The sequence below is a fragment of the Streptomyces termitum genome, assembly GCF_014650175.1.
In the GTDB taxonomy this organism is placed as follows: domain Bacteria; phylum Actinomycetota; class Actinomycetes; order Streptomycetales; family Streptomycetaceae; genus Streptomyces; species Streptomyces termitum.
Genome location: NZ_BMUL01000007.1, coordinates 248,861 through 275,009, shown reverse-complemented (window position 1 = coordinate 275,009; position 26,149 = coordinate 248,861). Strand labels below are relative to the sequence as shown.

Here is a 26,149-nt window from a genome sequence, read left to right as displayed (position 1 = left end):
GCTTTTTCGTACTCCCGTCGGACACGGATGCATAACGGACGGGTTCGGCGGGAGCCGATGCCTTGTCAGTGCAATTTCACATTACTATGTTACGGGTCACCTTCCGGCCGTTCCGGCTGGCCGAACGCTCTCCCGCCCTCTCGGAGTGACCCCATGAACAAGCGCACCCGCACCCTGGCGATCGCCCTGGTGTCGACCCTCGGCCTCGGTCTCGGCCTGGCCGGCTGCTCCGGCGGGTCCCCCGCCAAGGGCGGCCCGGAGCGGAAGAACCCGGCCGCCGCCAACACCGGCGCGGTCCTCGGCGGGACCCCGCAGAAGGGCGGCACCCTCACCGTCCTGTCCAACCAGGACTTCACCCACCTCGACCCGGCGCGCAACTGGGTGATGCCCGACATGGACTTCGGCACCCGGCTGCTCTACCGCACCCTCGTCACCTACAAGGCCGCCCCCGGCGCCGGCGGCAGCGAGCTGGTGCCCGACCTCGCCGAGGACCTCGGCACCCCGTCGAACGGGGCGAAGACCTGGACCTTCCGCCTCAAGGAGGGCCTCAAGTACGAGGACGGCACCCCCGTCACCTCCCAGGACGTCAAGCACAACGTCGAGCGGTCCTTCTCCCCCGACCTGCCCGGCGGCCCCGACTACGCCGCCCGCTACCTCGCGGGCGCCGACGGCTACCAGGGCCCCGCCCAGGGCAAGCACCTGGCCTCGGTGAAGACGCCCGACGCCCGCACGATCGTCTTCGAACTCCGCAAGCCCTTCGCCGAGTTCCCCTTCGCCGCCACCCTGCCGACCTTCGCCCCGGTGCCCGCCGCCCAGGACAAGGGCCCGCAGTACGACAACCGGCCGTTCTCCTCGGGGCCGTACAAGATCGAGTCGTACGCCCGGGACAAGCGGATGGTCCTGGTCCGCAACCCCCACTGGAACCCGGCCACCGACACCGTCCGCAAGGCCTACCCGGACCGGATCGTCGTCACCATGGGCCTCAAGGGCAACCAGATCGACGACCGGCTCATCTCCTCCGCCGGCACCGACGCCTCCTCCGTCGCCTGGGCCGCCCTGCGCCCCGAGTCCACCCCGAAGGTGCTGACCAAGCCCGAGGTGAGGGCCCGGCTGCTCGCCGAGTCCAGCAGCTGCACCGAGATGGTCCAGATGCACACCGGCCGCGCCCCCTTCGACGACCCGAAGGTCCGCAAGGCCGTGCAGTACGCCCTCGACCGCGAGGCCGTCATCACCGCCAACGGCGGCCCCGCCCTCAACGACCCCGCCACCGCCGCCATGCCCGGCTCCCTCTTCGAGGGCGGCAAGCAGCCCGACACCCTCGGCATCCCGCTCTCCGGCGACGTCGAGAAGGCCAAGCAGCTGCTCAAGGAGGCCGGGAAGCCCGACGGCTTCGCCACCAGCATCACCGTCTCCACCAACGACAAGGGCATCGCCGAGGCCGTCCAGCAGTCCCTGGGCCGGGTGGGCATCAAGGTGACGATCGAGACCGTCGACCCGTCCGCCTTCTACGACACCATCGGCGACACCAGGAACCGCACCGACCTCGTCTACACCGGCTGGTGCCCCGACTACCCCTCGGGCTCCACCTTCCTGCCCTTCGTCTTCGACGGCCGCTACATCAAGGAGAAGGGCAACTCCGGCAACCACTCGCTCTTCCGCGACGACGCCACCATGAAGCGCATGGACGAGATCGCCGCCATGTCCGACGGCGCCGCCGCCAACAAGGCGTGGCAGGAGCTCGACGGGCAGATCCTCGCCAAGGCCCCGGTCGCCCCCGCCTCCGTCGAGCGCAAGCCGCTCCTCATCGGCACCAACATCGCCGGAGCCTTCGGCCACACCTCCTACGGCGGCCAGATCGACTACGCGACCGTCGGCCTCAAGGACCCGTCCAAGGGCGCGAACTGACAGCGGCGGACGGACCGAAGGACACCCCGACCATGACCGCACCTCCCGCCACCGCCGCCACCGCCCCCGCCCACGGGGGCGGGGCCTGGCGGCTCGTCCGCGCCGAACTCCGCCGCCGCGTCTCGCTCCAGGTCGCCGCCGCCGTCATCGTCCTCTTCGCGCTGATGGCCGCGGCCGCCCCGCTGATCTCCTCGCTGGGCGGCTGGGGCCCCGAGGAGTTCGACAAGTCGGCCGTCGACCCCTACCTCGGCGGCCTGCCGCTCGGGCCGCTCGGCGGGGTCTCCGCCGAGCACTGGCTCGGCGTCGAACCCGTCACCGGCCGCGACCTGTTCGCCCGGGTCGTGCACGGCGCCCAGGTCTCCCTGCTCATCGCCTTCGCCGCCACCGCGATCGTCGTCCTCGCCGGGACGACCGCCGGGATCGCCGCGGGCTACTTCGGCGGGCGCACCGACACCGTGCTCTCCCGGCTGATGGACCTCACGATGTCCTTCCCCTCCCTCATCTTCATGATCGCGATGATGTCGGTGGCCAGGGACGTCAACCGGATCCTCCTGATGGTCCTGGTCATCGGCCTCTTCGGCTGGCCCGGCGTGGCCCGGGTGGTGCGCGGCCAGACCCTCTCGCTCAAGCACCGCGAGTACGTCGACGCGGCCCGGGTCGGCGGCGCGGGCCCCTGGCGGATCCTCGCCCGCGACATCCTGCCGGGCGTCGCGGGACCCGTCATCGCCTACACCACGCTCCTGGTCCCCGGCATGATCGCCACCGAGGCCGCGCTCAGCTACCTCGGCGTCGGCGTCCGCCCGCCGACCCCGTCCTGGGGCCAGATGATCGCCGAGAGCGTCGCCTACTACGACACGGACCCCATGTACTTCCTCGTCCCGAGCTTCTGCCTCTTCCTCACCGTGCTGGCCTTCACCCTCCTCGGCGACGCGCTGCGCGACGTCCTCGACCCCCGGGGGAGCCGCTCGTGATCCTCTACCTCGGCCGCCGGCTCCTCGGGGTCCTCGGCGTCCTCCTCGCCATCGCCGCCGTCACCTTCACCATCTTCTACGTGCTGCCCTCCGACCCGGCCGCCGCCGCCTGCGGCAAGGCGTGCAGCGACGAACGGCTGGAGGCGATCCGCGCCCACATGGGCCTGGACGCCCCGCTGTGGCGGCAGTTCGCCGACTTCGTCACCGGCATCTTCACCGGCCGGACCATGGGCACCGGCCAGTACGCGCTGCGCTGCGACTTCCCGTGCCTGGGCTACTCGTACGAGAACAGCGAGAACGTCTGGGACCTGCTCGTCGACCGGCTGCCGGTCTCCGCCTCGCTCGCGGTCGGCGCCGCCGTCCTCTGGCTGGCCCTCGGCCTCACCGCCGGCGTGACGGCCGCGCTCCGCAAGGACACCCTCACCGACCGGGTCCTGATGGTCGGCGCGGTCGCCGCCGCCTCCCTGCCGGTCTACTTCACCGCCGTGCTCCTCATCTACGGCCTGATCCGGCTCACCGGGCTGCTGCCCTACCCGCAGTACGTGTCCCTCACCTCGGACCCGCTCGGCTGGGCCTCCAACCTGATCCTGCCGTGGGTGGCGCTGGCGGTCCTGTACGCCGCCATGTACGCCCGGCAGAGCCGGAGTTCGATGATCGAGTCGATGGCGGAGCCGTACATCCGCACCGCCCGCGCCAAGGGGCTGCCGCGCCGCACGGTCGTCGTCAAGCACGGGCTGCGGGCCGGGATGACGCCGGTCCTCACCCTCTTCGGCATGGACCTGGGCGGGCTGCTGGCGGGCGCCGTCATCACCGAGTCCCTCTTCGGACTGCCCGGCGTCGGCCGCCTCTTCTACGGCGCGCTCACCTCCGGGGACCAGCCCGTCATCCTCGGCGTGACGCTGCTGGCGGCGACCTTCATCGTCGTCGCCAACCTCGCCGTGGACCTGCTGTACGCCGTCGTCGACCCGCGAGTGAGGTACTGATGGCCGCCCCCGAACCGCTGCTGACCGTGCGGGACCTCGGCGTCACCTTCCGCACCCCGCGCGGCCCCGTCCGGGCCGTGGACGGGCTCTCCTTCGACGTGCCGCACGGCCGCACCCTCGGCATCGTCGGCGAGTCCGGCTCCGGCAAGTCGGTGACCTCGCTCGCCGTGATGGGCCTGCACACCGGGGCCGAGGTCACCGGCTCCGTCGCCCTCGACGGGCGCGAACTCGTCGGCATGCCCGACCGCGAGCTGAGCCGGCTGCGCGGCCGCCGGATGGCGATGATCTTCCAGGACCCGCTCTCCAGCCTCCATCCGTACTACACGGTCGGCGAGCAGATCGCCGAGCACCACCGGGTCCACTTCGGCACCCGGCGGGCCGCCGCCCGCGCCCGCGCCGTCGAGGCGCTCGCCGAGGTCGGCATCCCCGAGCCGAAGCGCCGCGTGGGCGAGTACCCGCACCAGTTCTCCGGCGGCATGCGGCAGCGGGTGATGATCGCGATGGCGCTGGTCTGCGAGCCGGACCTGCTCATCGCCGACGAGCCGACCACCGCCCTCGACGTGACCGTGCAGGCCCAGATCCTCGACCTGCTCGCCCGGCTCCAGCAGGAGCGGCGGCTCTCCGTCGTCATGATCACCCACGATCTGGGGGTGGTCGCCCGGGTCGCCCACGAGGTGCTCGTCATGTACGGCGGTCGGGCGGCCGAACAGGCCCCGGTGGACGCCCTGTTCGCCCACCCGGCGCATCCGTACACCCAGGGGCTGCTGGACTCGCTGCCCCGGCTCGACGACCCCGACGACGTACCGCTGCGGGCGATCCCCGGGTCCCCGCCGTCGCTGCTCGACCCCGCCCCCGGCTGCGCCTTCGCGCCGCGCTGCGCCCGCGCCGCCGCCGGGAGCCCGGCGGAGCGCGAGCGGTGCGCCGGGGAGCGCCCTCCGCTCGGCGGCCCCGAGGGGCACACCGCCGCCTGCCACTTCGCCGCCTTCCCGGCCTTTCCCGCGTACGAAGGGGTCGCCCCGTGACCGCCATCCGCCCGCCCGCCAAGGATCCGGCGCCCCCGCTGCTGCGGGTGCGGGACCTCGCCATGACCTTCCCGGGCCGCCGCCGCTCGGCGCCCGTGCGGGCCGTGGACGGGGTGAGCTTCGACCTGGCGGCGGGCGAGACCCTGGGGCTGGTCGGGGAGTCCGGCTGCGGCAAGTCGACCACCGGCCGGATGATCGTCCGGCTGCTCGAACCGACCGCCGGCACCGTGGAGTACGACGGGCGGGAGATCGGCCGGCTGTCGCAGCGGGCGCTGAAGCCGCTGCGCCGCGAGATCCAGATGGTCTTCCAGGACCCGCACTCCTCGCTCAACCCGCGCCAGTCGGTGGCCCGGATCATCGCCGATCCGCTGCTGGTGCAGGGGAGTTCGGCCGCCGGGGCGCGCGAGCGGGCGCTGGAGCTGATGGAGCTGGTCGGGCTGATCCCGGAGCACGCGGACCGGCGTCCGCACGAGTTCTCCGGCGGGCAGGCCCAGCGCATCGGCATCGCCCGCGCGCTGGCGACCGGGCCGCGCCTGGTCGTCGCCGACGAGCCGGTCTCCGCGCTCGACGTGTCGGTGCAGGCGCAGATCGTCAATCTGATGGAGCGGCTCCAGCGCGAGCTGGGCCTGGCCTACCTCTTCGTCGCGCACGACCTGTCGGTGGTGAAGCGGGTCTGCGACCGGGTGGCGGTCATGTACCTCGGCCGGATCGTGGAGGTCGGCGCCAAGGACCGGGTGTACGGGGCCCCGGCGCACCCCTACACGCGGGCGCTGCTCTCCGCCGTGCCGCTGCCGGATCCGGCGGCGGAGCGGACCCGGGAGCGGATCACGCTGCTGGGCGATCCGCCGAGTCCGGCGGCGCCGCCGCCGGGCTGCTCCTTCCACCCGCGCTGCCCGAAGGCGCGGAGCGTCTGCCGCACCGAGGCGCCGGTGCTGCGGTTGCTCGCGCCGGGCGAACCCCGGGAAGTGGCCTGCCACTTCCCGGAGGAGGGCTGAGCCGGGAGGCGGTCGGGGGCGGGCCCCGCGCAGGACGTCACGTGTCCTGCGCGGGGCCCGCCCCTTCGTCGCGTCCCGGCCCGGAACCGGCATCCTGATGTGAGGTGCATCACAGGTTAAGGACCGTTTAAGGAGACAAGTTCCGCAGCTCCCTGATTCACCCGTATCGCGCACAGTTGACGCTTACTTTGACCGGGACTCAAACTCTCCCTGGATTCGCCGCCCCTCCACGGCTTCTCCGCATCCCTCACGGTTTCCCCTCAACTGGAGCCCTTTGATGCGCCACAGGACTGCCCTGACCACAGCAGTCACTCCGGTCGCCCCCGAACCCACTCCCCCGCGACACGTCTTCGGCGTGGTCGCGGGCCCGGACCGCGCCGGAGCCGGAGTGCGCGAGCAGGACGTCGAACTCTTCGACGCCGCCCCGCCGTCCGACGCCGCACCCCGGGCTCCCCGGCACGCCGCCCGGCCCTCGGCCCGGCGCGGCGGCCTGTCGCTCCCGCCCCTGATCGTGACCGTGCTGGCGGCCGGGGCCGGCGCCGCGCTCCCGGTCTACCTGGCCGCCCAGCCGGCCTCGCCCGCCCTCTCCGGCACCACCCTCGCGATGCCCGACCTGCCCCCGCCGCCGTCCGGCCCGACTCCCGCGGGCACGGGCGCCGCGCCCACCGCGACCGGCGCCCCCACCCGTACCCCCGCCGCGACGCCCACCGCGACCGCGGCGGTCCGCGCCGCCCCGGCGCGGACCACCACCGCCGCGCCGCCCGCGCGGACCCCCTCCGCACCGGCCACGAGCGCGCCGCCCGCGGCCCCGCCCACCGCGCCGGTCACCACCGCGCCCCCGGCACGGGTCCCCCCGACCCGCCCGGCACCGCCCCCGTCCACTCCGCCCGCGCCCCCGGCCCACGACCGGGACAAGGGCCACGACCGGGACAAGGGCCACGGCTGGGACCGGCCGTCGGACGGCCTCCGGGTCGGCAGCAGCGGGCCGGACGTCGCCGACGTGCAGCGCGCGCTCCGGACGCTCGGGCTGTACCGGGGGCCCGTCGACGGCTGGTTCTCCGACTCCCTCGCCCAGTCCGTGCGCCGCTTCCAGTGGGCCCTGGGCCTGCGGGAGCGGTCGGGCGTGTGCGGCCCGCTGACCCTCGCGGCCCTGCGCGACCTGGTCCGCTGACCCCTCGCGGCCCCGCCGCCCCGTCCTTCTTCCGCCCCCACCCGTCTTCCGCCCCCACGAGAAAAGCGAAACGGAACACCCATGCACCGCACCCCCGCCGCCACCGCGGCCCTGGGCCTCGCCCTCGGCATCGCCGCCGTCCCCGCGACCGCCCACGCCGCCCCCGTGACGGCCCTCACCGCCGACCGCGCCACGTCCTGCCCCGTACCGGGCCAGGAGCCCGGCATCGGCCAGGTCCCCCGCTTCACCGACGCCAACGTGGCCCTGTACGCGGGCGGCGACTACACCGCCGACGGCGGGACGGCGGAGGCCGAGGGCCTGCTCGTCGTCGGCGGCGACGCCACCTTCGCCAAGGCGTCCGGCGGCGTCTTCAACGTCGGCCGGGTCGGCGCGGGTTCGGGCATCCTGCCCGAGTCCGGCGCGCTGATGCTGGCCGTCGGCGGCGACCTCGGCATCGCGTCCGGCACCACCGTCGACGTCGGCCACGGCCTGACCGCGGGTCCGCGCTACGGCGGCTCGGTCCAGGTCGGCGGCAAGATCGACGAGAAGGGCCGGCTGGAGACCAACGGCGGCTCCCGCTCCTCCGGCACCGGCGCCCGCGCGGCGCTGGCCCCGTACGACTCCTTCGGCACCCTGGTCCGCGACGAGTCGGCCCGGCTCGGCGCCCTGCCCGCCACCGGCACCGCGGTCCGCTCGGGCGGCACCGTCACCTTCACCGGCGGCTCCGGCACCGGCACCAGCACCGGCACCCAGGTCTTCGACCTCCCGGCGGCCGACCTCGACGGCGCCTCGACCTTCCTCTTCAAGAAGATCCCCGCCGGGGTGTCGGTGCTGGTCAACGTGGCGGGCGGGGGCACCGTCTCGGTCGACCCGATGGCGGTCGGCTTCAACGACGACCGGGTGGACGTCTACTCCTCCCCGAAGTTCGGCGAGGCCGCCTCCCGCATCCTCTACAACTTCAAGGGCACCAAGTCGCTCCGCCTCGGCGGCGGCGGCAACTTCATGGGCTCGATCCTGGCCCCCGAGGCGTCGGCGGACCTGACCGCGAGCACCAACGGCCGCGTCTACGTCGGCGGCGACCTGCGCACCCACGGCTCGGGCAACGAGACGCACAACTACCCGTGGAACGGCTCCCCTTCGTTCACCTGCGTGCCGAAGCCGCCGAAGCCGGGCACCCCGACCGGCACGCCCGCCCCGCCGGAGCCGACCACGCCGGCGGGCACGACCCCGCCGCCCGGCGAGGCGACCACCCCGCCCGCGCCCGCCCCGACGACCCCGGAGGGCGGCGGCGCCACCCCGCCCGCGCCTGGCGCCACGGAGCCCGCCCCGTCCTCCTCGCAGAGCACCACGCCGGGCGCCCCGGCCCCGGCGCCGGGCGACGAGGACGGCTCGCTGGCCACCACGGGCGCGCAGTTCGGCCCGTACCTCGGCGGCGCCGCCGCGCTGGCCGCCCTGGGCGGCGGCTTCCTCGTGCTGAGCCGCCGCCGCAGGCAGCGCCACTGATCCGCGCCGCCCCTTCCCCGCGCCCCCTCCGCCGCCTTCCGGTCATACGTCCTGGATGCGGCGGAGGGGGCGTTCCGCCTCCAGGGCGAACGCGGCCTCCAGCAGGGTGCGTTCACTGCCCGGCCGCCCCGAGAGGAGCACGCCGACCGGCAGTCCGGCGGCGGTGGCGTGCGGGCTGGGCAGCGAGAGCGACGGGGTGCCGACGACGTTGTCGATCGGCGTGTAGGCGACGTACGCGAGGATCCGCTCGACCAGGGTGGCGTACGGGACGGTCGGGGCGAGGTGCCCGAGCGCGGGCGCGGGGTGCGCCAGGACCGGGGTGAGGACGAGGTCGAGGCCCCGGAAGGCCGCCGCGTACCCCTCCCTGGCGCGCTTGAGGCGCCGCACCACGCCGGGGGTGTCCCGCCACCGCTTCACGTACTCCTCGCGCAGACCGCGGCTGAGGCCGTCCATGCGGTGGCGGTCGAAGCCCTCGCCGAGGGTGCGGCCGGTGGCGCCGAGGAGGAAGGAGAGCATCCCCCAGTAGGTGAGGAAGTCCTCCGTGAAGCGCGGGTCGAGGTCCATCCCGACGGGTTCGACGCGGTGGCCGAGGCCCCGCAGGGCGTCGGCCGTGGCGGTGACGGCGGCGCGGGTGTCGTCGTCGCAGGGGACACCGGCCGGCGAGTCGTGCAGGAAGCCGACCCGCAGGCGGCGCCCCGAGGGGCCCTCGACCAGGCCGACCGGCGGCAGCTTCGGGGAGCGCAGGTGGCGTTCGGCGGCGGCGAGGAAGGCGGCGGAGTCCCGGACGGTGCGGGTGACGACGCCGTCGGTGACCAGGTCGATGGGCAGGTGCCGGCTCTGGTCGTTCCCGGCGACCCGGCCCCGGGTGGGCTTGAGGCCGACGAGTCCGCAGCAGGCGGCGGGGATCCGGATGGAGCCGCCGCCGTCGTTGGCGTGGGCCAGCGGGACGGCCCCGGCGGCGACGAGCGCGGCGGCACCGCCGGAGGAGCCGCCCGCCGAGTGGCCGGTGTGCCACGGATTGCGGACCGGGGCGGCGTCCTCGTACTCGGTGCTCGGGCTGAAGCCGAACTCCGGCAGCCGGGTCTTGCCGAGCACCGTGACACCGGTGGAGAGGAGCTGGCGGACGAAGGGGGCGTGCCGCCGGGCGGGCCGGGGCGTGAAGGCGGCGCTGCCGTGGCCGGTGGGCAGGCCCGCGTAGTCGGTGTTGTCCTTGACCAGGGTGGGGACCCCGGCGAAGACGCCGCCGCGGGCGCCGCCGAGGGCGGGCGGGTCGAGCGGGACCTCCACCGCGTTCAGCTCGGCGACGGCGCGGAGGCGGGCGGTCGCGTCCCGGGCGGCCTCGGCGGCGCTCACCTCGCCCCGCCGGATCGCCCCGGCGAGGCCGACGGCGTCGTGCTCCCCGAGGGAGTCGTCGCAAAAGGCGTGCACCCTGACCGGTTTCTCGAACGTCGTCACGCGGCCTCAGCCCCCGGTGTCGTGGATGGATGCCGCCATCATGGCGTACCCGCCGGTAACACGCGAGGGCCGTCACGCGCCGAAGCGGGCCCGGCGCGAGAGGCGGAGGAGGGGTGCCACGGCGTGGCACCACATGGCACCACATGGCACCATCCCTCATTTCCACAGGCCAGAGCCATTCAGCGCACACTTGACCTCGAATGGCGCCACAAAAGCTTGCACGTGGCGCCATAGTGGTGCCATGATGACGTCATGGACCTCACCCCGTACGTCGAAAGCCTCCGCCGCGAACTCGCGGTGGCCGCCGAAGCCGGTGGCGACGAAGCCCGCGAGCTGGCCGAGCGACTGACCGCCCCCCTGGAGTCGGCCGCCCGCCTGACCATGCTGAACGTGCTCTCCGCCGCCACGGACGAGATCACCCGCGAACTCGCCCCCGGCTCGGTCGACGTACGGCTCCGCGGCCTCGACCCCGACTTCGTCGTGACCCGGCCGCCCGTCGACAGCGGCGCCCCCGCCGCACCGGCGCCCGCCCCCGAGCCGCTCGCGGCGCCCGCCCTCCCCGAGGGCGACGAGGGCGGCGTCGCCCGGGTGAACCTGCGCCTGCCGGCCCACCTCAAGGCCCGCGCCGAAGAGGCCGCGAACCGCGAGGGACTGTCGGTCAACGCCTGGCTCGTCCGGGCCGTGACGGCGGCGGTCGACGGCGGCGGCGCCCGGCCGCGCCCGGCGGAGAAGCCCCGGACCCTCGGCCAGAGCATCACCGGCTGGGTCCGCTGACCCGGACCCCCGGGAACCACGAAGACCCCAGAGAACCCGCGCCACCCCACCACGTCCCACCTGCGGGGACGCTTCCACGAGTCAAGAGGACGGGACAGCCATGCCTTCTTTCGACACCCCTGCTCCGATCGCGGTCACGGCACGCGTCGAGGCCGGCTCCATCCAGTTCATCGCCGGCGACCGCGCGGACACCGTCGTCGAGGTCCGCCCGCGCAACCCCGAGAAGGACCTCGACGTGCGGGCCGCCGGCCAGACCGAGATCGGCTGCGCGAAGGGCGAACTCACCCTCAGGACCCCCAAGTCCGGCCTCTTCGGCCGCACCGGCGTGGTCGACGTGACGGTGGAGCTGCCCGAGGGCTCCCGGATCGACCTGACCGGCGCCTGGACGCAGGTCCTCGGCGAGGGCCGCTTCGGCGAGGTCGCCGTCAAGACCTCGGCCGGCGACGTCCGGCTCGACACCACCGGCCCGCTCCGCCTGACCGCCTCGCACGGCTCGATCACCGTGGACCGCGTGGCGGGCCCGGCCGAGATCACCACCAGCTCCGGCAGCATCCGCGTCGGCCTGATCGACGGGACCGGCGTCCTCAAGAACTCGCACGGCACCACCACCCTCGGCGCCGCCACCGGCGAGATCCGTGTGAACGGCTCGCACGGCGACATCAGCGTCGACCGCGCCGAGGACTCGGTGACCGCGACGACCGCGCACGGCTCGGTGCGGATCGGCGAGGCCGTCCGGGGCACCCTCCGGCTGGAGACCAGCTCCGGCTCCATCGACATCGGCGTCCGCGAGGGCACCGCCGCCTGGCTCGACGCCGCCTCGGACTCCGGGCAGGTACGGAACGGGCTCACCGCCTCCGGGGCGCCGGAGGGCCCGGAGGAGACCGTCCGGGTCCGCGCCCGCACCCAGTACGGCAACATCGACATCCGCCGCGCCCGGGGCTGACCCCGCACCCCTCCCCCGCTCCCCCCTCTTTCCTCCCCACCCTTCGATCGGAGGGCCCCATGCCTTCTTCTGTCATGCCCACACCAAAGGTGGAGACGGCGACCGCCGCCATCGCCGCGACCGGACTGCGCAAGGCGTACGGCGACAAGACCGTCCTCGACGGCGTCGACCTCACCGTCGCCCCGGGCACCGTCTTCGCCCTCCTCGGCCCCAACGGCGCCGGGAAGACCACCGCCGTCAAGATCCTCTCCACCCTCGTCTCCCCCGACGCCGGCACCGTCCGCGTCGCGGGCCACGACCTCGCCGCCCGGCCCCAGGCCATCCGCGCCGCCATCGGCGTCACCGGCCAGTTCTCCGCCGTCGACGGCCTCATCACCGGCGAGGAGAACATGCTCCTCATGGCCGACCTGCACCACCTGCCCCGGCCGGAGGGCCGGCGGGTCGCCGCCGGACTCCTCGCCCGCTTCGACCTGACCGACGCCGCGCGGAAGCCCGCCGCCACCTACTCCGGCGGCATGAAGCGCCGCCTCGACATCGCCATGACCCTCGTCGGCGGCCCCCGGGTCATCTTCCTCGACGAGCCCACCACCGGCCTCGACCCCCGCTCCCGCCACACCATGTGGCAGGTCGTCCGGGACCTCGTCACCGACGGCGTCACCGTCTTCCTCACCACCCAGTACCTGGAGGAGGCCGACGAACTCGCCGACCGCGTCGCCGTCCTCAACGGCGGACGCATCGTCGCCGAAGGCACCCCCGACCAGCTCAAGCGCCAGATCCCCGGCGGCCACGTCCGCCTCCGCTTCACCCGCCCCGACGCCTACCGGGCCGCCGCCGGCGCGCTGCCCGGGTCCGCCCGGGACGACGAGGCCCTCACCCTCCGGATCGCGGGCGACGGCGGCCAGCGCGACCTGCGCGCGCTCCTCGACCGGCTCGACGCGGCCGGCGTCGAGGCCGACGAACTCACCGTGCACACGCCCGACCTGGACGACGTCTTCTTCGCCCTCACCCAGGAGACCCCCCGATGAGCTCCTTCTCCCTCGCGGTCCGCGACTCCCGCACGATGCTCCGCCGCAACCTCCTGCACGCCCGCCGCTACCCCTCCCTCACCCTCAACCTGCTCCTCACGCCGGTGATGATGCTGCTGCTGTTCGTCTACGTCTTCGGCGACGTGATGAGCGCCGGCATCGGCGGGGGCGCCGACCGCTCCGCGTACATCGCCTACCTCGTCCCCGGCATCCTGATGATGACGGTGGGCGGCACGGCGGTGGGCACCGCGGTCTCCGTCTCGAACGACATGACCGAGGGCATCGTCGCCCGCTTCCGCACCATGGCCATCCACCGCCCGTCGATCCTGCTCGGGCACGTCGCGGGCAGCGTCCTCCAGTGCGTGATGAGCGTGCTGCTCGTCGGCGCCGTGGCCGTCGCCATCGGCTTCCGCTCCACCGGCGCCACCGCCGTCGAATGGCTGGCCGCCCTCGGCCTGATGGTGCTGGTCTCCCTCGCCCTGACCTGGCTCGCCGTCGGCATGGGCCTGGTCAGCCCCAACGCGGAGACCGCCAGCAACAACGCCCTCCCGCTGGTCGTCCTCCCGCTCATCTCCAGCGCCTTCGTGCCGGTCGAATCGATGCCCGGCTGGTTCCGGCCGATCGCCGCCCACCAGCCCTTCACCCCCGCCATCGAGACCCTCCGCGGCCTCCTCCTCGGCACGGAGATCGGCTCCAACGGGTGGCTCTCGCTCGCCTGGTGCCTCGGCCTCAGCGCCCTCGGCTACCTCTGGGCGGCCCGGACCTTCCGCAAGGACCCCCGCTGACCCCCGCCACCCCGGTACGGCACGGGCGGTACGGCTCCGATCACTCCGGGGCCGTACCGTCCGTGCCGTCGTCCCCGATCCCCGCCAGCAGCTCCTCGTAGACCGGGCGGCGGTCCGGGCGGGCCCGGGAGGCGGCGCGGCGCAGGGCCGGGACCGCCGCCGGGCCGAGGCGCAGCAGCGCCTCCCCGGCGGACCGGCGCACCGGCTCCCGGCCGTGGCCGAGGAGGGCGACGAGCGCGGGGGCGGCGGAGGCGCGGCGGGCGCCGGCCAGGGTCCGGACCGCGCCGCGCACGACGTCCGGGTTCGGGTCGCCGAGCAGCCGCTCCGTCAGCCGCAGGTGGGCGTCCCGGTCGAGGAGCGCGCGCGAGGCGCGGTGCGCGTGGAGCCGTACCCCCGTGTCGCGGTGGGACAGCAGCCCTTCGAGGAGTCCGGCCAGGCCGTCCGTGCCCGGGGCGGTGTCCTCGACGAGGCGGGCCAGGCCCCGGCGGACCCGGCGCGGGTCCGGCGAGCGCAGCAGGACGGCCGGGTCCTCGGCGGCGGGGGCGGCGGACGGTCCGGCGGCCGGGGCGCGTTCACGCAGCGCGCGGAGGGCCGCCGCGTCCCGCCCGGCCGTCCCCGGATCGCGCAGCGGGCCGTCGACGAGCAGCAGTCCGGCCTCCGGATGCCGCCGCGCCAGCCGGTCCAGGAGCGGGGTGCGCAGCAGGGGTCGGCCGGCCAGCGGGGCGAGGAGGCCCGTCGCCCCGGCGGCGAGCCGGGGCTCCAGGAGGGCCGCCAGGGCGTCGGCGGGCGTACGGCACAGCGCGGTGAACGCCTGGGGCCGGGCCTCGCGGGGGCCGTGCTCCCACAGGGCCAGGAGGAGCGGGGCCAGCGGCACGAGCGGGCCGGGGTCGAAGCGGGCGGCCAGACCGGCGGCGCGTACGGCCCCGGCGGCGTCGGCGAGCAGCGCGGCGGGATCGGCCGCCGCGAGGAGGCGGGCCGCGTCCTCCTGGAGCCCGGCGGTGTCCGGGAGCTCCACCCGGCCGCGCAGGTACGCGTCGAGGAGGGCGGCACGGGTGTCCGGCTCGGGCCAGCCGAGCAGCGTCCGCGCGGCGGCGTTCCGCCGCCCGGCGTCGTCCGAGGCCAGCAGCGCGAGCGTCGCGGCGCGGAGGGCGGCGGAGCGCGGTGCTCCGGCCCGGTGGCCGGGGCGGGGCGCGGGGGGTTCGCCGAGGGTCCACTCCGGGGCGCCGAGCGGCTGGAGCTCCGTCATCCAGTCGACGAGCGCGGCCCGTACGGCGGGCGGGGCGTCGGCCTGGACGGCGGCGAGCGCGGTGAGCAGGGCGCGCGAACCGGCGGCGACGCCCCGCGCGCGCAGCGCCGCCAGGTCCGCCGGTTCCCGTACGGCGGCGGCGAGTTCGCCGTACCAGGGCGGGTGCTCCGCCGCCGGCCGGCCGAGGCCGAAGGTCTCGCGCAGGAGGCGGGCGCGGGCGGTCGGCGGGTCGTCGGCGAGGTCGGTGGCCGCCAGTTCGCGGTCGAGGTCGGCGCGGACCACGACGGCCCCGGCGAGCCGGAGCAGCGGCAGCGCGGAACGGCGGCCGGGGCGGCGCGGGGGCAGGGCGCGGACGGCGGCGACGGCCTTGGCGGCGGCCTCGGGCGCGAGGTGCGGGGCGGCGGCCTCCAGGAGGGCGAGCAGCCCGTCGCGTTCCTCCGGTCCGGCCTCCGCGAGGCCGTCGAGGAGCACCCCGGCGTGCCGGGCGAGGGTGCCGCGCTCGTGCGGCTGCCACGGGCCGGGGCAGACGGCGGTCGGCAGGGCGGCGAGGACGGTCCGCCGCGCGGGGGCCGGACCGGCGGCGAGCAGGAGCCAGTCGGAGAGGTACGGGCGCAGCACCGGCGCCCACCCGACGGTGGCGGTGCCGGGGGCGGCGGCGCGGGCGGCGAGCCGGAGGGCCCGCTCCGGGTCCCAGCCCCGTTCCGCCAGGTGGCGGAGGTCGGCCCCGTCCGCGTCGGGGGCGGGGTCCGGTGCGGTGGCGGCCGACAGCCGGGCGCGGACGCGGGCGTCGGCGGCGCGCTCGGCGGCGGCGGTGACGGCGGCCGTGCGGGTGTCGCCGAGGATCGCGCCGAGGGCGTCGAGGAGGAGGCCGCGCAGGCCGGGGTTGTCGGTGCGGCCGAGGTGGTGGAGGAGGGGCGGCACGGCGGCGGCCGTCCCGGCGGTGGCGAGGGCGCGGGCGGCGGTCTTGCGGACGTTCATGACGGGGTGGTCGAGGCAGCTCGCGACGGCCTCCGCCGCCCACCGGGCGCGGGCCCCGCCGAGGGCGTCGAGGGTCTGGCGCACGGTCTGCGGGTCCCGGTCGGGTCCGGTCAGCGCGAGGAGCGACGCGGAGACGGCCCCGACGCCCTCGTCGCCCTCGGGCCCGCGCGCGAGGAGGGCGACGGCCTGTTTGCGCACGTGCCGGTCGGGGTGGCGCAGGAGGCGGTGGACGCGGGCCGCGATCCGCCGGTGCGGCGCGTCCGGCAGGTCGAGCAGCAGCCGCAGCAGGACCCGCCGCTCGCCCGTGGCGAGGTCCGGCCGGTCGAGCAGGTCGAGGACCATGCCGGTGAGGAGCGCCGCCCCGGCTCCGGTGACGGGCGCGTCGAGGAGGTGGACCGGCCGGATCCGGCCGCGCCCGCGCAGCCGCTCGCCGAGGGAGCGCACCGCGTCCACGACCGCCGCCGGAACGGCCGGTTCCCCGTCGGGTACGGGCTCCGCGCCCGCGCCGTCCCAGGCCGCGGCCAGCTCTCCGGCGATCCGGAGCAGCAGGTCGGAGAGGACCGGGAGGACGCCCGGCCCGCCGTGCGCGGCGAGCCGGCACAGCGCGTCCACGGGGTCCGCCGGGTCCAGGTGGGCGGCGAGGAGGACGGCTTCGCGCTCGTCCGGGCCGCCGAGGTCGGCGAGGATCCGGTGGGGCAGCCGCCCGGTGTCGATCCGGTCGAGGATCCGGTGGCGCGTCCCGGCGTCCCCGGCGAGCAGCCAGAGCAGTTCCAGCGCCCGTCCCTGGAACCCCCGGAGCGCCCGCGCGACGCCCTCCTCCGCTTCCTCCGCCTCCGGGTCCGGGCCGAGGGCCGGGGCCAGTCCGAGGGCGGCGGCCAGGACGCGGACGGTCCGCTCGCCGCCCACCGCCTCCAGCGCGTCGAGGGCGGCGGCCGGTGCGGTGGGGAGGGCGGCGAGGACGGCGTCCTCGGTGGCGGGGTCGGCGAGGGTCCGGAGCGCGCGGAGGGACGGCGCGGGGTCGGTGGCGGCCGGCAGGGCGCGGGCGATCCGGGCGGCGACCGGGAGGCCGCCGGTGCCCTGCCCGTCCAGGGCGACGAGCAGGTCGAGCCGGCGCCGCCGGTGCGGATCGTCCGGCGGGGCGTCGGCGAGCAGGTCGAGGAGGGCGTGGCGGGAGGTGAAGAGGACGGTGGCGACGGTGCGGGCGGGGACCGTGTGGTCGGCGAGCGCGAGGGCGAGGACGGCCGGGACGTCCGCGTCGGTGGCGAAGTGGCCGCGCCGGTGCATCGCGCGCAGGCAGTCCAGCGCGGGCCCGGCGAGCAGCAGCGGGTCCCGTCCGGCGAGCGCGAGGAGCGCGGGGACGTCGTCGCGGTGGGCGAGGCCGCCGAGGAGGGCGAGCGCGCGCCGCCGGGTGCCGGGCTCCGCCTCCGGGTCCCCGGCGGCCCGGCGCAGCGGACCGGCGTGGCCGTGGGCGGCGAGCACGGTGAGCGCGGGCCCGGCGGTGCCGGGCCGGACGAGCCGCGCCGGCCGGTCGGCGGGCAGCGGGTCGACGCGGGCCCAGGGCTCGGCGAGTTCGGTGAGGGCGTCGCGTACGACGGTGTCGGCGGGCGACTCCAGCAGTCCGGCCAGGACCTCCCGGGCGGGGGCGGGGCGCAGGGCCGCCGTCCGCACGCCCTCGCGGACCAGCCGCAGCGCCTCGGCCTCCAGGACCGGGTCGGCGCCTCCCGCGAGGAGGCGGACGAGCGCGGGGAGACCGGCGGGGGCGTCCGTGGCGCGGATCGCGCGGACCGCCTGGTACAGCGTCTGCGTCCGCTCCTCGTCCGCGAGCGCCTCCGGCCGGTGGGCGATCTCCGCCCGCAGCAGGGCCACCCGCACGCTCGGCACCAGGACCCCGGCGGGCCACCCCCGCCACCCCTCGGGCGGCTCCGCCGCGAGAGCGAGAGCGGCCTCGGAACTCGCGGGAACCCCGGAGGGCCTGGGGATGCGGGGCGGCGGCGATGTCGGACTCACCGCCGGATCGTACGGTCCGGCGGCGGCCGGAGTCCCGCGGAATACCCGTCGGCGCGGCCACCGGCACGGCGGGCGGGTCTCACTCCGCGGCGTCCACCAGGGCCGTCAGCCCGTGCTCGGTGGTCCCGGCCGGCACCCGGACGTCGAAGCTGTAGCCCTCGTCGCAGAACACCAGGTCGAGGCGGGCGGGGGTGAGACCGCGGAAGGCGATCGCCAGGCGGATCGCGTCCTCCTCTCCCGTGTCCATGTAGAGACAGGTGCCTTTCGCGTGCAGGTACGCCTCGCCCGGCCCGTTCTCCGTCTCGAAGCGCCAGATGATGCCGCGCACCTCGCCGCCCTCCGACGTGTCGGTCTCGGCTTCGGGCCACCGGGCGCGCACCGCCTCGGTCAGGGCGTCCCGGTCGGCGCTCCATCCGTCCGCGTCGTCCGCCACCATCGTCATGAAGGTCATGTGCGGGGTTCTACCAGGTGCCTCCGGCGCGGGGCCCGTGTCCGGGCCCGGGCCCCGCGCCGGACCGGTGGCGTGGGTCAGGTGTCCTTCTTGGTGCGGACTCCTTCGGCGATGCGGTCCCCGACGGTCGCGTCGATGTTCCGCCAGTAGGTGAAGGCCCGTTCCAGGACCGGGTCGCTCACCCCGTCGAGGAGGTGGCCGACGACGTTGTCCACGAGCCGGTCGCGGGCCGCGTCGTCGAGGACCTCGCGGACGAGGGTGCCGGGCTGGCCCCAGTCGTCGTCCTCCGGGTGCGAGACGTAGGCCGCCCGGGTGATCTCGCCGTCGGCGGCCCAGCCGGGCGGGGTGCCGTACCGCTCGGTGTCGGCGGCCGGGCCGCCCTTGGAGTTGGGGGCGTACACCGGGTCGCTGGTCTTGCGGTAGGCCATCGCGCCGTCCTTGGAGTATGTGTGGACGTCGGCGACCGGCGCGTTGACCGGGAGCTGCTGGTAGTTGGTGCCGATGCGGGCCCGGTGGGCGTCCGCGTAGGCGAAGAGGCGGCCCAGGAGCATCCGGTCCGGGCTGGGTCCGATGCCGGGGACGAAGTTGTTCGGCTGGAAGGCGGCCTGCTCGATCTCGGCGTGGTGGTCGGTGGGGTTGCGGTCCAGCGTCATGCGGCCGACCGGGGTCAGCGGATAGTCGCCGTGCGGCCACACCTTCGTGAGGTCGAAGGGGTTGAAGCGGTACGCGGCCGCGTCGGCGTACGGCATGACCTGCACGTGCAGCGTCCACGACGGGTGGTCGCCGTCCCGGATGTGGTCGAAGAGGTCGCGGGTGTGGAAGTCGGTGTCCTCGCCCGCCAGCCGGTCGGCCTCGTCCTGGGTGAGGAACTCGACGCCCTGGTCGGTCTTGAAGTGGTACTTCACCCAGAACCGCTCGCCCGCCGCGTTGATCCACATGTACGTGTGGGAGGTGTAGCCGTTCATGTGCCGCCAGGAGCGCGGGATGCCCCGGTCGCCCATCAGCCAGGTCACCTGGTGCGCGGACTCGGGCGACAGGGTCCAGAAGTCCCACTGCATGTCGTGGTCGCGCAGGTTGTTGTCGGCGCGGCGCTTCTGGGAGCGGATGAAGTGCTGGAACTTCATCGGGTCCTTGACGAAGAAGACCGGCGTGTTGTTGCCGACCATGTCGTAGTTGCCCTCGGAGGTGTAGAACTTCACGGCGAAGCCGCGCGGGTCGCGCCAGGTGTCCGGGCTGCCGCGCTCGCCCGCGACGGTCGAGAAGCGGGCGACCAGGTCGGTGCGGGTGCCGGGCTGGAAGACCGCCGCCCGGGTGTAGGCGCTGACGTCGTGGGTGACCTCGAAGCGGCCGAAGGCGCCGCTGCCCTTGGCGTGCGGCTGGCGCTCCGGGATGCGTTCCCGGTTGAACTGCGCCATCTGCTCGATGAGGTAGGCGTCCTGGAGGAGGATCGGCCCTCCCGGGCCCACGGTGAGCGAGTGCTCGTCGCTCTCCACGGGGGCGCCGGAATCGGTCGTCGTCGCGGGTCGGCTCTCGGTCATCGGTCGGTCGTTCCCTTCTCGTGCCGAGCGGTACGGGTACCCGGGCGGCGCGCGGGTACCGGGTCGGTACGCACGCGCCCGGCGGTACGTACGCACCTGGGCGGTGTGTGCCCGGTCGTACGCCTGTCCGGGCGGTACCGTCCCAAACACACACGCATCCCCCAGCCTGGCCCCACCCGGCGCGGCGCACCACCGGAGGCGGTCCGGGGTCCGTCCGGCATCCTGGGGGCATGAACGCCGAGGAGCCCCGCCCCCGTCCCCTGCTCGTGGTGGACGGGGCCAATGTCGTCGGATCGGTGCCGGACGGCTGGTGGCGGGACCGGCGCGGGGCCGCCGAGCGCCTGCGCGACCGGCTCGCCGCAGCGGGCGGACCGGTCGACGGCCCGGTCCCGGGGCCGTACGAGATCGTGCTGGTGGTGGAGGGCCGGGCCCGGGGCGTGGCCTCCGTGCCCGGCGTGCGGGTCGAGGAGGCGCCCGGCAGCGGCGACGACCTGATCGCCGCGCTGGCCCGGGACGCCGGGGACCGCCCCTGCCTGGTGGTGACCGCCGACCGCGAGCTCCGGCGGCGCGTGGCGGAGACCGGCGCCCGGTACGTCGGACCCCGCGCCCTGCCCCAGGCTCCGACTCCGGCTCCGACTCCGACTCCGGCTCCGGCTCCGACAGAAAACCCCTGACCCGCCGGCCCGCCCCCGCCCCGTCACGCCGCGCCGGGTGCCGCGGCCTCCAGCTCGGCGACGCTTCCCGACATGATCGTCCGGACGTGGGCGGTGATGTGCTCGGCGGGCCAGTCCCACCAGGCCACCGCCAGCAGCCGGGCCACGTCGTCCGCGCCGTAACGGGTGCGGACGAGGCGGGCCGGGTTGCCGCCGACGATCCCGTAGTCGGGCACGTCGGCGGTGACGACGGCACCTGCGCCGACGATCGCCCCGTGCCCGATCCGCACCCCGGGCAGGACCGTCGCCCCGTACCCGAACCACACGTCGTTGCCGACGACCGTGTCGCCGCGCCCCGGCAGCCCGGTGAGCAGGTCGAAGTGGTCCGCCCAGGAGCCGCCCATGGTCGGGAAGGGGAAGGTCGAGGGCCCGTCCATCCGGTGGTTGGCGCCGTTCATGAGGAACCGGACGCCGGTGCCCAGCGCGCAGAACTTCCCGATGACCAGCTTCTCCGGCCCGTAGTGGTACAACACGTTCCGCGTCTCGAACGCCGTCGGGTCGTCCGGGTCGTCGTAGTACGAGTACTCCCCCACCTCGATCAGCGGGGACGTCACCAGCGGCTTGAGCAGGACGACCCTCGGCTGTCCGGGCATCGGATGGAGAACGGTCGGATCGGCGGGCACGGTCACGGCACACGACTCCTCGTCGACAGAAGACCAACAGGCCCCGCACGCTACCCGCCCACCAGGAACCCACCCGGCCATGGAGGCCGGGCGCACACGGCGGACGTGAACTATGGTGTGCCACCACATACGCCACTGACCTGCGGCTTCCTACGGTGTGGCGACACCGAAACGTCCCCGTACCCGCCTGGAAGTGGTGCACATGGCCGCCGCAAGAACCGCTCCGACGCCGCCCGGATCCCTCAAGCGCATCGTCGCCGCCAGCCTCATCGGCACGACCATCGAGTGGTACGACTTCTTCTTGTACGGGTCCGCCGCCGCGCTGGTGTTCAACAAGCTGTTCTTCCCGGACTCGGATCCGCTGGTCGGGACGCTGCTGTCCTTCCTGACCTACGCCGTCGGGTTCGCCGCCCGGCCGCTCGGCGCGCTGGTGTTCGGGCACTACGGGGACCGGCTCGGGCGGAAGAAGCTGCTGGTCCTGAGCCTGCTGCTGATGGGCGGGGCGACGTTCGCGATCGGTCTGCTGCCGACGCACGCCACCGTCGGGTCGGCCGCCCCGCTGCTGCTGACCGCGCTGCGGCTGGTGCAGGGCTTCGCGCTCGGCGGCGAGTGGGGCGGGGCCGTCCTGCTGGTGTCGGAGCACGGGGACGCGAAGCGGCGCGGGTTCTGGGCGTCGTGGCCGCAGACCGGCGCCCCGGCGGGGCAGTTGCTGGCGACCGGCGTGCTGTCGGCGCTGACCGCGCTGCTGTCGGAGTCGGCGTTCACCGCGTGGGGCTGGCGGATCCCGTTCCTGCTCTCCGGCGTGCTGGTGATCGTCGGCCTGTGGATCCGGCTGTCGGTGGACGAGTCGCCCGTCTTCAAGGCGGCGCTCGCCGCCGCCGAGGAGCGCAAGGCCGCCGCAGGCACGGTGGAGAAGATGCCGCTCGTCGCCGTCCTGCGGCACCACTGGCGGGACGTGCTCATCGCGATGGGCGCCCGCATGGCGGAGAACATCTCCTACTACGTCATCACCGCCTTCATCCTCGTCTACGCGACGACCTCGGTGGGCCTGTCCAAGCAGACCGCGCTCAACGCCGTCCTCATCGGCTCGGCCGTCCACTTCGCCGTCATCCCGCTGTGGGGCGCGCTGTCCGACCGGGTCGGCCGCCGTCCGGTGTACCTGGTCGGCGCGGTCGGCGTGGGCCTGTGGATGTTCCCCTTCTTCGCCCTCATCGACCGGGGCTCGTTCGGCAGCCTGCTGCTCGCCGTGACCGTCGGCCTGGTCCTGCACGGTGCGATGTACGCCCCGCAGGCGGCGTTCTTCTCCGAGATGTTCGCGACCCGGATGCGGTACTCGGGTGCCTCCATCGGCGCCCAGTTCTCCTCGGTCGCGGCCGGCGCGCCCGCCCCGCTCATCGCGACCGCGCTCCTCGCCGACTACGACAGCTCGACCCCGATCGCCCTGTACGTGATCGCCGCCGCGCTGCTGACCGTCGTCGCCCTCGCCTGTGCCCGGGAGACCCGCAACAGCGACCTCACCGAGGCGGACGAGACGGTCGGCGGACCGGCCAGGGTCGGTGCCGACGCCTGACCCGCCGGTCCCCGCACCGGGCCCCGCACCCCTCGCCCGGGGGTGCGGGGCCCTTCCGCGTACGGGCCGGGCGGGGTCAGCGGGGGGTGACGGCGGCGGACAGGGCGTGCAGGCGCAGGGCGAGCTGGATCTCCAGGGCGCGGGCCGGGGACTGCCAGTCCGGGCCCAGGAGGCGGCCGACGCGCTCCAGCCGCTGGGCCACCGTGTTGACGTGGACGTGCAGCGTGTCCTTGGTGCGGGCCGGGCTCATGCCGCTGGCGAAGTAGGCGTCCAGGGTGCGGACCAGGTCCGTGCCCCGGCGTCCGTCGTACGTCACGACCTGGCCTATCGTGCGCTCGACGAAGCCGCCGATGTCGCGGCTGCCGGCGAGCAGCAGGCCCAGGAAGCCGAGGTCCTCGGCGGCGGCGCCCTCGCCCGCGCGGTGCAGGAGGCGGAGCGCTTCGAGGCAGCGGCGGGCCTCCTGGTAGGCGCCGGCCACCTGGCCGGGGCGGCCGAGGGGGTCCCGCAGCGCGGCGGAGGCGCCGACCGTGACCGGTTCGCGCAGGGCGCCGCCGAGGTGGCGGGCGGTCTGCCGGGCCAGTTCCGCGGCGTCCTCGCCGGGGCCCAGCGGCAGCAGGAGGACCGTACCGCCGTCGCGGGCCGAGGCGAGGCCGCGGCGGGTGGCGGCGAGGTGGGAGGCGGCGGACCACAGCCGCTGCCGGTCGGCGCTCTCCCGGCCGGGCGGTTCGCCGCCGTCCGCCGGGCCGGCCCGGTCGATGCGGGCGGCGAGGACGACGTGCGGCGCCTCGCTGTCGGTACGGAGCCGGGCGGCGCGCTCGCGCAGGAGGTCGTGGTCGCGGTCGGGGGCGTCGAGGAGGTCGTCGAGGAGTTCGCCGCGGACGCGCTGCTCGGCCTCGCCCGCGGAGCGGCGGGCGAGCAGCAGCAGGGAGGTGACGAGCGCGGCCCGTTCCAGGGTGCGCTGGTCGACGGGGTCGAGGTCGGGCTGGCCGTGCAGGACGAGGGCGCCGAGGTGCTCCCCGCCGGCGGAGACGGCGGCCACCCAGTCGTCGCCCTCGCGGACGGCGTGGCCGCCGGTGCGGCGGGCGGCGACGGTGGTGGTCTCGGTGAACTCGACGGTGCCGCCGAGGACTTCGGAGACGGCTTCGGCGACATCGTGGACGCCGCCGCCGCGCAGCACCAGTTCGGAAAGCCGGTCGTGCACCTCGGAGGCGCGCTCGATGACGGCGCTGTGCTCGCGGATGATGTCGTTGGCCCGTTCCAGTTCGGCGAGGGCGGAGCGGGTCTCGGCGAGCAGGTTGGCGGTGTCGATGGCGACGGCGGCGTGGGCGGCGAAGGAGCCGAGGAGGGCGACCTGTTCGCGTTCGAAGACCCTGGCCCGGCGGTCGGCGGCGAAGAGGACGCCGATGACCTGGCTGCCGAGGCTGAGGGGGACGCCGAGGATGGCGACGAGTCCTTCGTCGCGGACGGCGGTGTCGATGGTGCGGGTGTGCTGGAAGCGCGCGTCGTCGAAGTAGTCGTCGGTGACGTAGGGGCGGGCGGTCTGGGCGACGAGGCCGCCGAGCCCTTCGCCCATGCCGAGCCGGAGCTGCTGGAAGCGGGCGGAGACGGAGCCCTCGGTGACCCGCATGTAGGTGTCCCCGGCCGCCGGGTCGTTGAGGCTGAGGTAGGCGACCTCGGTGCCGAGGAGGGAGCGGGCGCGCTGGACGATGGCGCGCAGCACGGCGTCGAGGTCGCGGAGTCCCGCGAGGTCGTGGGCGGTGGCGAAGAGGGCGGACAGTTCGGCCTCGCGGCGGCGCCGGCCCTCCAGCTCGGCGCGGACGCGCAGGGCGAGCTGCTTGGCCTCTTCGAGTCCGGCGAGCGCCTCGGGGCCCGCGCCGCTCGCGCGGGCGAGGAGCACGGGCCGGTCGTATGCCTCCGTGGCGGCTCCCCGGGCGAGGAGTTCCAGGTAGGAGACGTGTTCGTGGGACATGGACACAGGGATACCTGCCGGACGTGTGGTCGCACCACCCCTGTGGACCGTTCCTGTGGACGACTCCCCCGGGGGCCGCGCGGCGAGCGGGGGGGGGAAGCGGCTCAGTGGGCGGTCCAGCCGCCGTCGAGGGCGAGCGAGGTGCCGGTGACGAAGGACGCCTGCGGGGAGCACAGGTAGAGGACGGCCTCGGCGACCTCCTCGGGTTCGACGAGCCGCTTGAGCGCGGAGTCCTTGAGGAGGACCTCGGTGAGGACGCGGTCCTCGGGGATGCCGTGGGCGGCGGCCTGGTCGGCGATCTGGCGCTCGACGAGCGGGGTGCGGACGTAGCCGGGGTTGACGCAGTTGGAGGTGACGCCGTGCGGGGCGCCCTCCAGGGCGGCGGTCTTGGAGAGTCCTTCCAGGCCGTGCTTGGCGGCGACGTACGCGGACTTGTAGGGCGAGGCGCGCAGGCCGTGGACGGAGGAGAGGTTGACGACGCGGCCCCAGCCCCGGGCGTACATGTGCGGCAGGGCGCCCCTCAGCAGCCGGAAGGGGGCTTCCAGCATGACGGTGAGGACGGTGTGGAAGACGTCGGGCGGGAAGCTCTCGATGGGGCGGACGAGCTGGAGGCCCGCGTTGTTGACGAGGATGTCGGCGCCCGCGGCGGCCCGCTCGGCGGCGTCGAGGTCGGTGAGGTCGAGCAGATGGGGCTCGACGGCGCCCGGGAGGCCGTCGGCCGCGGCGGCGAGTTCCGCCAGGCCCTCGGCGGCGCGGTCGACGGCCCGGACCCGGGCCCCGGCGGCGGCGAGCCGCAGCGCGCAGGCCCGTCCGATGCCGCCGGCGGCGCCGGTGACGAGCGCGGTGCGGCCGCTCAGGTCGAGGTCGAGGACGGCGGGGCGCGGCAGCGCGGCCGGGCCGGGGGCGGGGCCGGCGGGAGCGGACGCGGCCGGGCCGGGTGCGGCGGTGATGGGGGCGCTCATGCTCCGCACCCTATGAACGGCCCGCGCCCCCACCCATGTGCGTCCGGCCCATACTTCAGTCCGTGGGTGTGGTGCAGAACCATGTGGGTTCGTCGACGAGCGCCTTCTCGATCCGCCGGTGGGAGAAACGCTTCATCTCGGGGAGCGCGCCGAGCTCGAACCAGCCGACCTCCAGCGACTCGTCGTCGTTGACCCGGGCCTCGCCGCCGACCGCGCGGCAGACGAAGGCGACGTCGAGGTACTGGCAGACGTCGCCGTTGGGGTAGGTGACGGGCTTGCTGAGGGTCTCCACGAGGAGGATCCGCTCGGGCACGCAGAGGACCCCGGTCTCCTCCTCGACCTCGCGGACCGCGCAGTCCGCGGGCTGCTCGCCCGGTTCGACGATGCCGCCGATCACCGCCCACCGGCCGTTGTCGGCGCGGCGGCCGAGCAGGACCCGGCCCCGGTCGTCGAGGACCACGGCGCTGACCCCGGGCAGGAAGAGGAGCTGGTGGCCGGCGGTCCTGCGCAGTTCGCGGATGAAGTCGGGGGTTCCCATGGGCCCGACCCTAGATCATTTC

At 75.3% G+C, this 26,149-nt stretch carries 21 protein-coding genes; 13 read left to right on the top strand and 8 right to left on the bottom strand.

What is annotated here, in order from left to right:
• The first annotated feature begins 153 nt into the window (after positions 1 to 153).
• From IE219_RS16150 to IE219_RS16120, 7 genes are all read left to right on the top strand, one after another.
• The gene (locus IE219_RS16150) at positions 154 to 1,905 is read left to right on the top strand and encodes an ABC transporter substrate-binding protein (protein ID WP_189977825.1); all 1,752 of its coding nucleotides are present in this window, start codon (positions 154 to 156) and stop codon (positions 1,903 to 1,905) included.
• 32 nt (positions 1,906 to 1,937) lie between these two features.
• Positions 1,938 to 2,876: an ABC transporter permease gene (locus IE219_RS16145; RefSeq protein ID WP_189977823.1), complete on the top strand. Its 939-nt coding sequence runs from the start codon at positions 1,938 to 1,940 to the stop codon at positions 2,874 to 2,876.
• Complete coding sequence (locus IE219_RS16140) at positions 2,873 to 3,859, top strand: ABC transporter permease (RefSeq protein WP_189977821.1); 987 nt, start codon at positions 2,873 to 2,875, stop codon at positions 3,857 to 3,859. The genes IE219_RS16145 and IE219_RS16140 overlap by 4 nt, the downstream gene beginning before the upstream one ends.
• Positions 3,859 to 4,881, top strand: a complete 1,023-nt coding sequence (locus tag IE219_RS16135) for an ABC transporter ATP-binding protein (RefSeq protein ID WP_189977819.1) — start codon at positions 3,859 to 3,861, stop codon at positions 4,879 to 4,881. The genes IE219_RS16140 and IE219_RS16135 overlap by 1 nt, the downstream gene beginning before the upstream one ends.
• Positions 4,882 to 4,943: 62 nt before the next feature.
• Complete coding sequence (locus tag IE219_RS16130; RefSeq protein WP_189978028.1) at positions 4,944 to 5,876, top strand: ABC transporter ATP-binding protein; 933 nt, start codon at positions 4,944 to 4,946, stop codon at positions 5,874 to 5,876.
• Positions 5,877 to 6,153: 277 nt separating this feature from the next.
• Positions 6,154 to 7,047 (top strand): peptidoglycan-binding domain-containing protein, encoded by an 894-nt coding sequence (locus IE219_RS16125; RefSeq protein ID WP_189977817.1) that lies wholly within the window; start codon positions 6,154 to 6,156, stop codon positions 7,045 to 7,047.
• 81 nt (positions 7,048 to 7,128) lie between these two features.
• Positions 7,129 to 8,550, top strand: coding sequence for a choice-of-anchor A family protein (locus tag IE219_RS16120; RefSeq protein ID WP_189977815.1), 1,422 nt, complete (start codon positions 7,129 to 7,131; stop codon positions 8,548 to 8,550).
• A 42-nt stretch (positions 8,551 to 8,592) separates the two neighbouring features.
• Here the strand turns inward: IE219_RS16120 and IE219_RS16115 are convergent, their stop codons facing one another.
• Positions 8,593 to 10,005: an amidase gene (locus IE219_RS16115; protein ID WP_189977813.1), complete on the bottom strand. Its 1,413-nt coding sequence runs from the start codon at positions 10,003 to 10,005 to the stop codon at positions 8,593 to 8,595.
• 252 nt (positions 10,006 to 10,257) lie between these two features.
• Here IE219_RS16115 and IE219_RS16110 point away from each other — a divergent pair, with 252 nt between their 5' ends.
• From IE219_RS16110 to IE219_RS16095, 4 genes are all read left to right on the top strand, one after another.
• Positions 10,258 to 10,779, top strand: coding sequence for a toxin-antitoxin system HicB family antitoxin (locus tag IE219_RS16110; protein ID WP_189977811.1), 522 nt, complete (start codon positions 10,258 to 10,260; stop codon positions 10,777 to 10,779).
• A gap of 100 nt (positions 10,780 to 10,879) precedes the next feature.
• Complete coding sequence (locus IE219_RS16105; protein WP_189977809.1) at positions 10,880 to 11,722, top strand: DUF4097 family beta strand repeat-containing protein; 843 nt, start codon at positions 10,880 to 10,882, stop codon at positions 11,720 to 11,722.
• 74 nt (positions 11,723 to 11,796) lie between these two features.
• The gene (locus IE219_RS16100) at positions 11,797 to 12,747 is read left to right on the top strand and encodes an ATP-binding cassette domain-containing protein (protein ID WP_229849784.1); all 951 of its coding nucleotides are present in this window, start codon (positions 11,797 to 11,799) and stop codon (positions 12,745 to 12,747) included.
• The gene (locus IE219_RS16095; RefSeq protein WP_189977805.1) at positions 12,744 to 13,532 is read left to right on the top strand and encodes an ABC transporter permease; all 789 of its coding nucleotides are present in this window, start codon (positions 12,744 to 12,746) and stop codon (positions 13,530 to 13,532) included. The genes IE219_RS16100 and IE219_RS16095 overlap by 4 nt, the downstream gene beginning before the upstream one ends.
• A 40-nt stretch (positions 13,533 to 13,572) precedes the next feature.
• On the opposite strand, the gene IE219_RS32280 is transcribed toward IE219_RS16095, so the two are convergent.
• The 3 genes from IE219_RS32280 to IE219_RS16080 form a co-directional block, all read right to left on the bottom strand.
• Positions 13,573 to 17,763 (bottom strand): HEAT repeat domain-containing protein, encoded by a 4,191-nt coding sequence (locus IE219_RS32280; protein ID WP_189977804.1) that lies wholly within the window; start codon positions 17,761 to 17,763, stop codon positions 13,573 to 13,575.
• A 79-nt stretch (positions 17,764 to 17,842) separates the two neighbouring features.
• Positions 17,843 to 18,214 carry a hypothetical protein gene (locus IE219_RS16085; RefSeq protein WP_189977802.1) on the bottom strand — a complete coding sequence of 124 codons (372 nt, stop codon included), beginning with the start codon at positions 18,212 to 18,214 and terminating at the stop codon, positions 17,843 to 17,845.
• Between the two features lie 77 nt (positions 18,215 to 18,291).
• On the bottom strand, positions 18,292 to 19,752 hold the full coding sequence (locus IE219_RS16080) for a catalase (RefSeq protein ID WP_189977801.1): 1,461 nt from the start codon (positions 19,750 to 19,752) through the stop codon (positions 18,292 to 18,294).
• Between the two features lie 230 nt (positions 19,753 to 19,982).
• On the opposite strand from IE219_RS16080, the gene IE219_RS16075 reads away from it, so the two are divergent.
• On the top strand, positions 19,983 to 20,426 hold the full coding sequence (locus IE219_RS16075) for a PIN domain-containing protein (RefSeq protein WP_189977799.1): 444 nt from the start codon (positions 19,983 to 19,985) through the stop codon (positions 20,424 to 20,426).
• Between the two features lie 23 nt (positions 20,427 to 20,449).
• Here the strand turns inward: IE219_RS16075 and IE219_RS16070 are convergent, their stop codons facing one another.
• On the bottom strand, positions 20,450 to 21,094 hold the full coding sequence (locus IE219_RS16070) for a CatB-related O-acetyltransferase (RefSeq protein WP_189977797.1): 645 nt from the start codon (positions 21,092 to 21,094) through the stop codon (positions 20,450 to 20,452).
• Positions 21,095 to 21,290: 196 nt separating this feature from the next.
• Here IE219_RS16070 and IE219_RS16065 point away from each other — a divergent pair, with 196 nt between their 5' ends.
• Positions 21,291 to 22,658 carry an MFS transporter gene (locus IE219_RS16065; protein ID WP_189977795.1) on the top strand — a complete coding sequence of 456 codons (1,368 nt, stop codon included), beginning with the start codon at positions 21,291 to 21,293 and terminating at the stop codon, positions 22,656 to 22,658.
• Between the two features lie 76 nt (positions 22,659 to 22,734).
• On the opposite strand, the gene IE219_RS16060 is transcribed toward IE219_RS16065, so the two are convergent.
• The 3 genes from IE219_RS16060 to IE219_RS16050 form a co-directional block, all read right to left on the bottom strand.
• Entirely contained in the window at positions 22,735 to 24,627 is a 1,893-nt protein-coding gene (locus tag IE219_RS16060; RefSeq protein WP_189977793.1) for a helix-turn-helix domain-containing protein, read from the bottom strand.
• A 104-nt stretch (positions 24,628 to 24,731) separates the two neighbouring features.
• Positions 24,732 to 25,589, bottom strand: a complete 858-nt coding sequence (locus IE219_RS16055; protein ID WP_189977790.1) for a 3-hydroxybutyrate dehydrogenase — start codon at positions 25,587 to 25,589, stop codon at positions 24,732 to 24,734.
• A 55-nt stretch (positions 25,590 to 25,644) separates the two neighbouring features.
• Complete coding sequence (locus IE219_RS16050; protein ID WP_189977788.1) at positions 25,645 to 26,127, bottom strand: NUDIX hydrolase; 483 nt, start codon at positions 26,125 to 26,127, stop codon at positions 25,645 to 25,647.
• Positions 26,128 to 26,149 lie beyond the last annotated feature (22 nt).

Coding starts and splice junctions, on each gene's coding strand:
- IE219_RS16050 (WP_189977788.1), bottom strand. CDS start 26,127: ATGGGAACCCCCGACTTCATCCGCGAACTGCGCAGGACCGCCGGCCAC.
- IE219_RS16125 (WP_189977817.1), top strand. CDS start 6,154: ATGCGCCACAGGACTGCCCTGACCACAGCAGTCACTCCGGTCGCCCCC.
- IE219_RS16060 (WP_189977793.1), bottom strand. CDS start 24,627: ATGTCCCACGAACACGTCTCCTACCTGGAACTCCTCGCCCGGGGAGCC.
- IE219_RS16080 (WP_189977801.1), bottom strand. CDS start 19,752: ATGACCGAGAGCCGACCCGCGACGACGACCGATTCCGGCGCCCCCGTG.
- IE219_RS16120 (WP_189977815.1), top strand. CDS start 7,129: ATGCACCGCACCCCCGCCGCCACCGCGGCCCTGGGCCTCGCCCTCGGC.
- IE219_RS16100 (WP_229849784.1), top strand. CDS start 11,797: ATGCCCACACCAAAGGTGGAGACGGCGACCGCCGCCATCGCCGCGACC.
- IE219_RS16135 (WP_189977819.1), top strand. CDS start 3,859: ATGGCCGCCCCCGAACCGCTGCTGACCGTGCGGGACCTCGGCGTCACC.
- IE219_RS16130 (WP_189978028.1), top strand. CDS start 4,944: ATGACCTTCCCGGGCCGCCGCCGCTCGGCGCCCGTGCGGGCCGTGGAC.
- IE219_RS16055 (WP_189977790.1), bottom strand. CDS start 25,589: ATGAGCGCCCCCATCACCGCCGCACCCGGCCCGGCCGCGTCCGCTCCC.
- IE219_RS16150 (WP_189977825.1), top strand. CDS start 154: ATGAACAAGCGCACCCGCACCCTGGCGATCGCCCTGGTGTCGACCCTC.
- IE219_RS16110 (WP_189977811.1), top strand. CDS start 10,258: ATGGACCTCACCCCGTACGTCGAAAGCCTCCGCCGCGAACTCGCGGTG.
- IE219_RS16065 (WP_189977795.1), top strand. CDS start 21,291: ATGGCCGCCGCAAGAACCGCTCCGACGCCGCCCGGATCCCTCAAGCGC.
- IE219_RS16095 (WP_189977805.1), top strand. CDS start 12,744: ATGAGCTCCTTCTCCCTCGCGGTCCGCGACTCCCGCACGATGCTCCGC.
- IE219_RS16145 (WP_189977823.1), top strand. CDS start 1,938: ATGACCGCACCTCCCGCCACCGCCGCCACCGCCCCCGCCCACGGGGGC.
- IE219_RS16075 (WP_189977799.1), top strand. CDS start 19,983: ATGAACGCCGAGGAGCCCCGCCCCCGTCCCCTGCTCGTGGTGGACGGG.
- IE219_RS16085 (WP_189977802.1), bottom strand. CDS start 18,214: ATGACCTTCATGACGATGGTGGCGGACGACGCGGACGGATGGAGCGCC.
- IE219_RS16105 (WP_189977809.1), top strand. CDS start 10,880: ATGCCTTCTTTCGACACCCCTGCTCCGATCGCGGTCACGGCACGCGTC.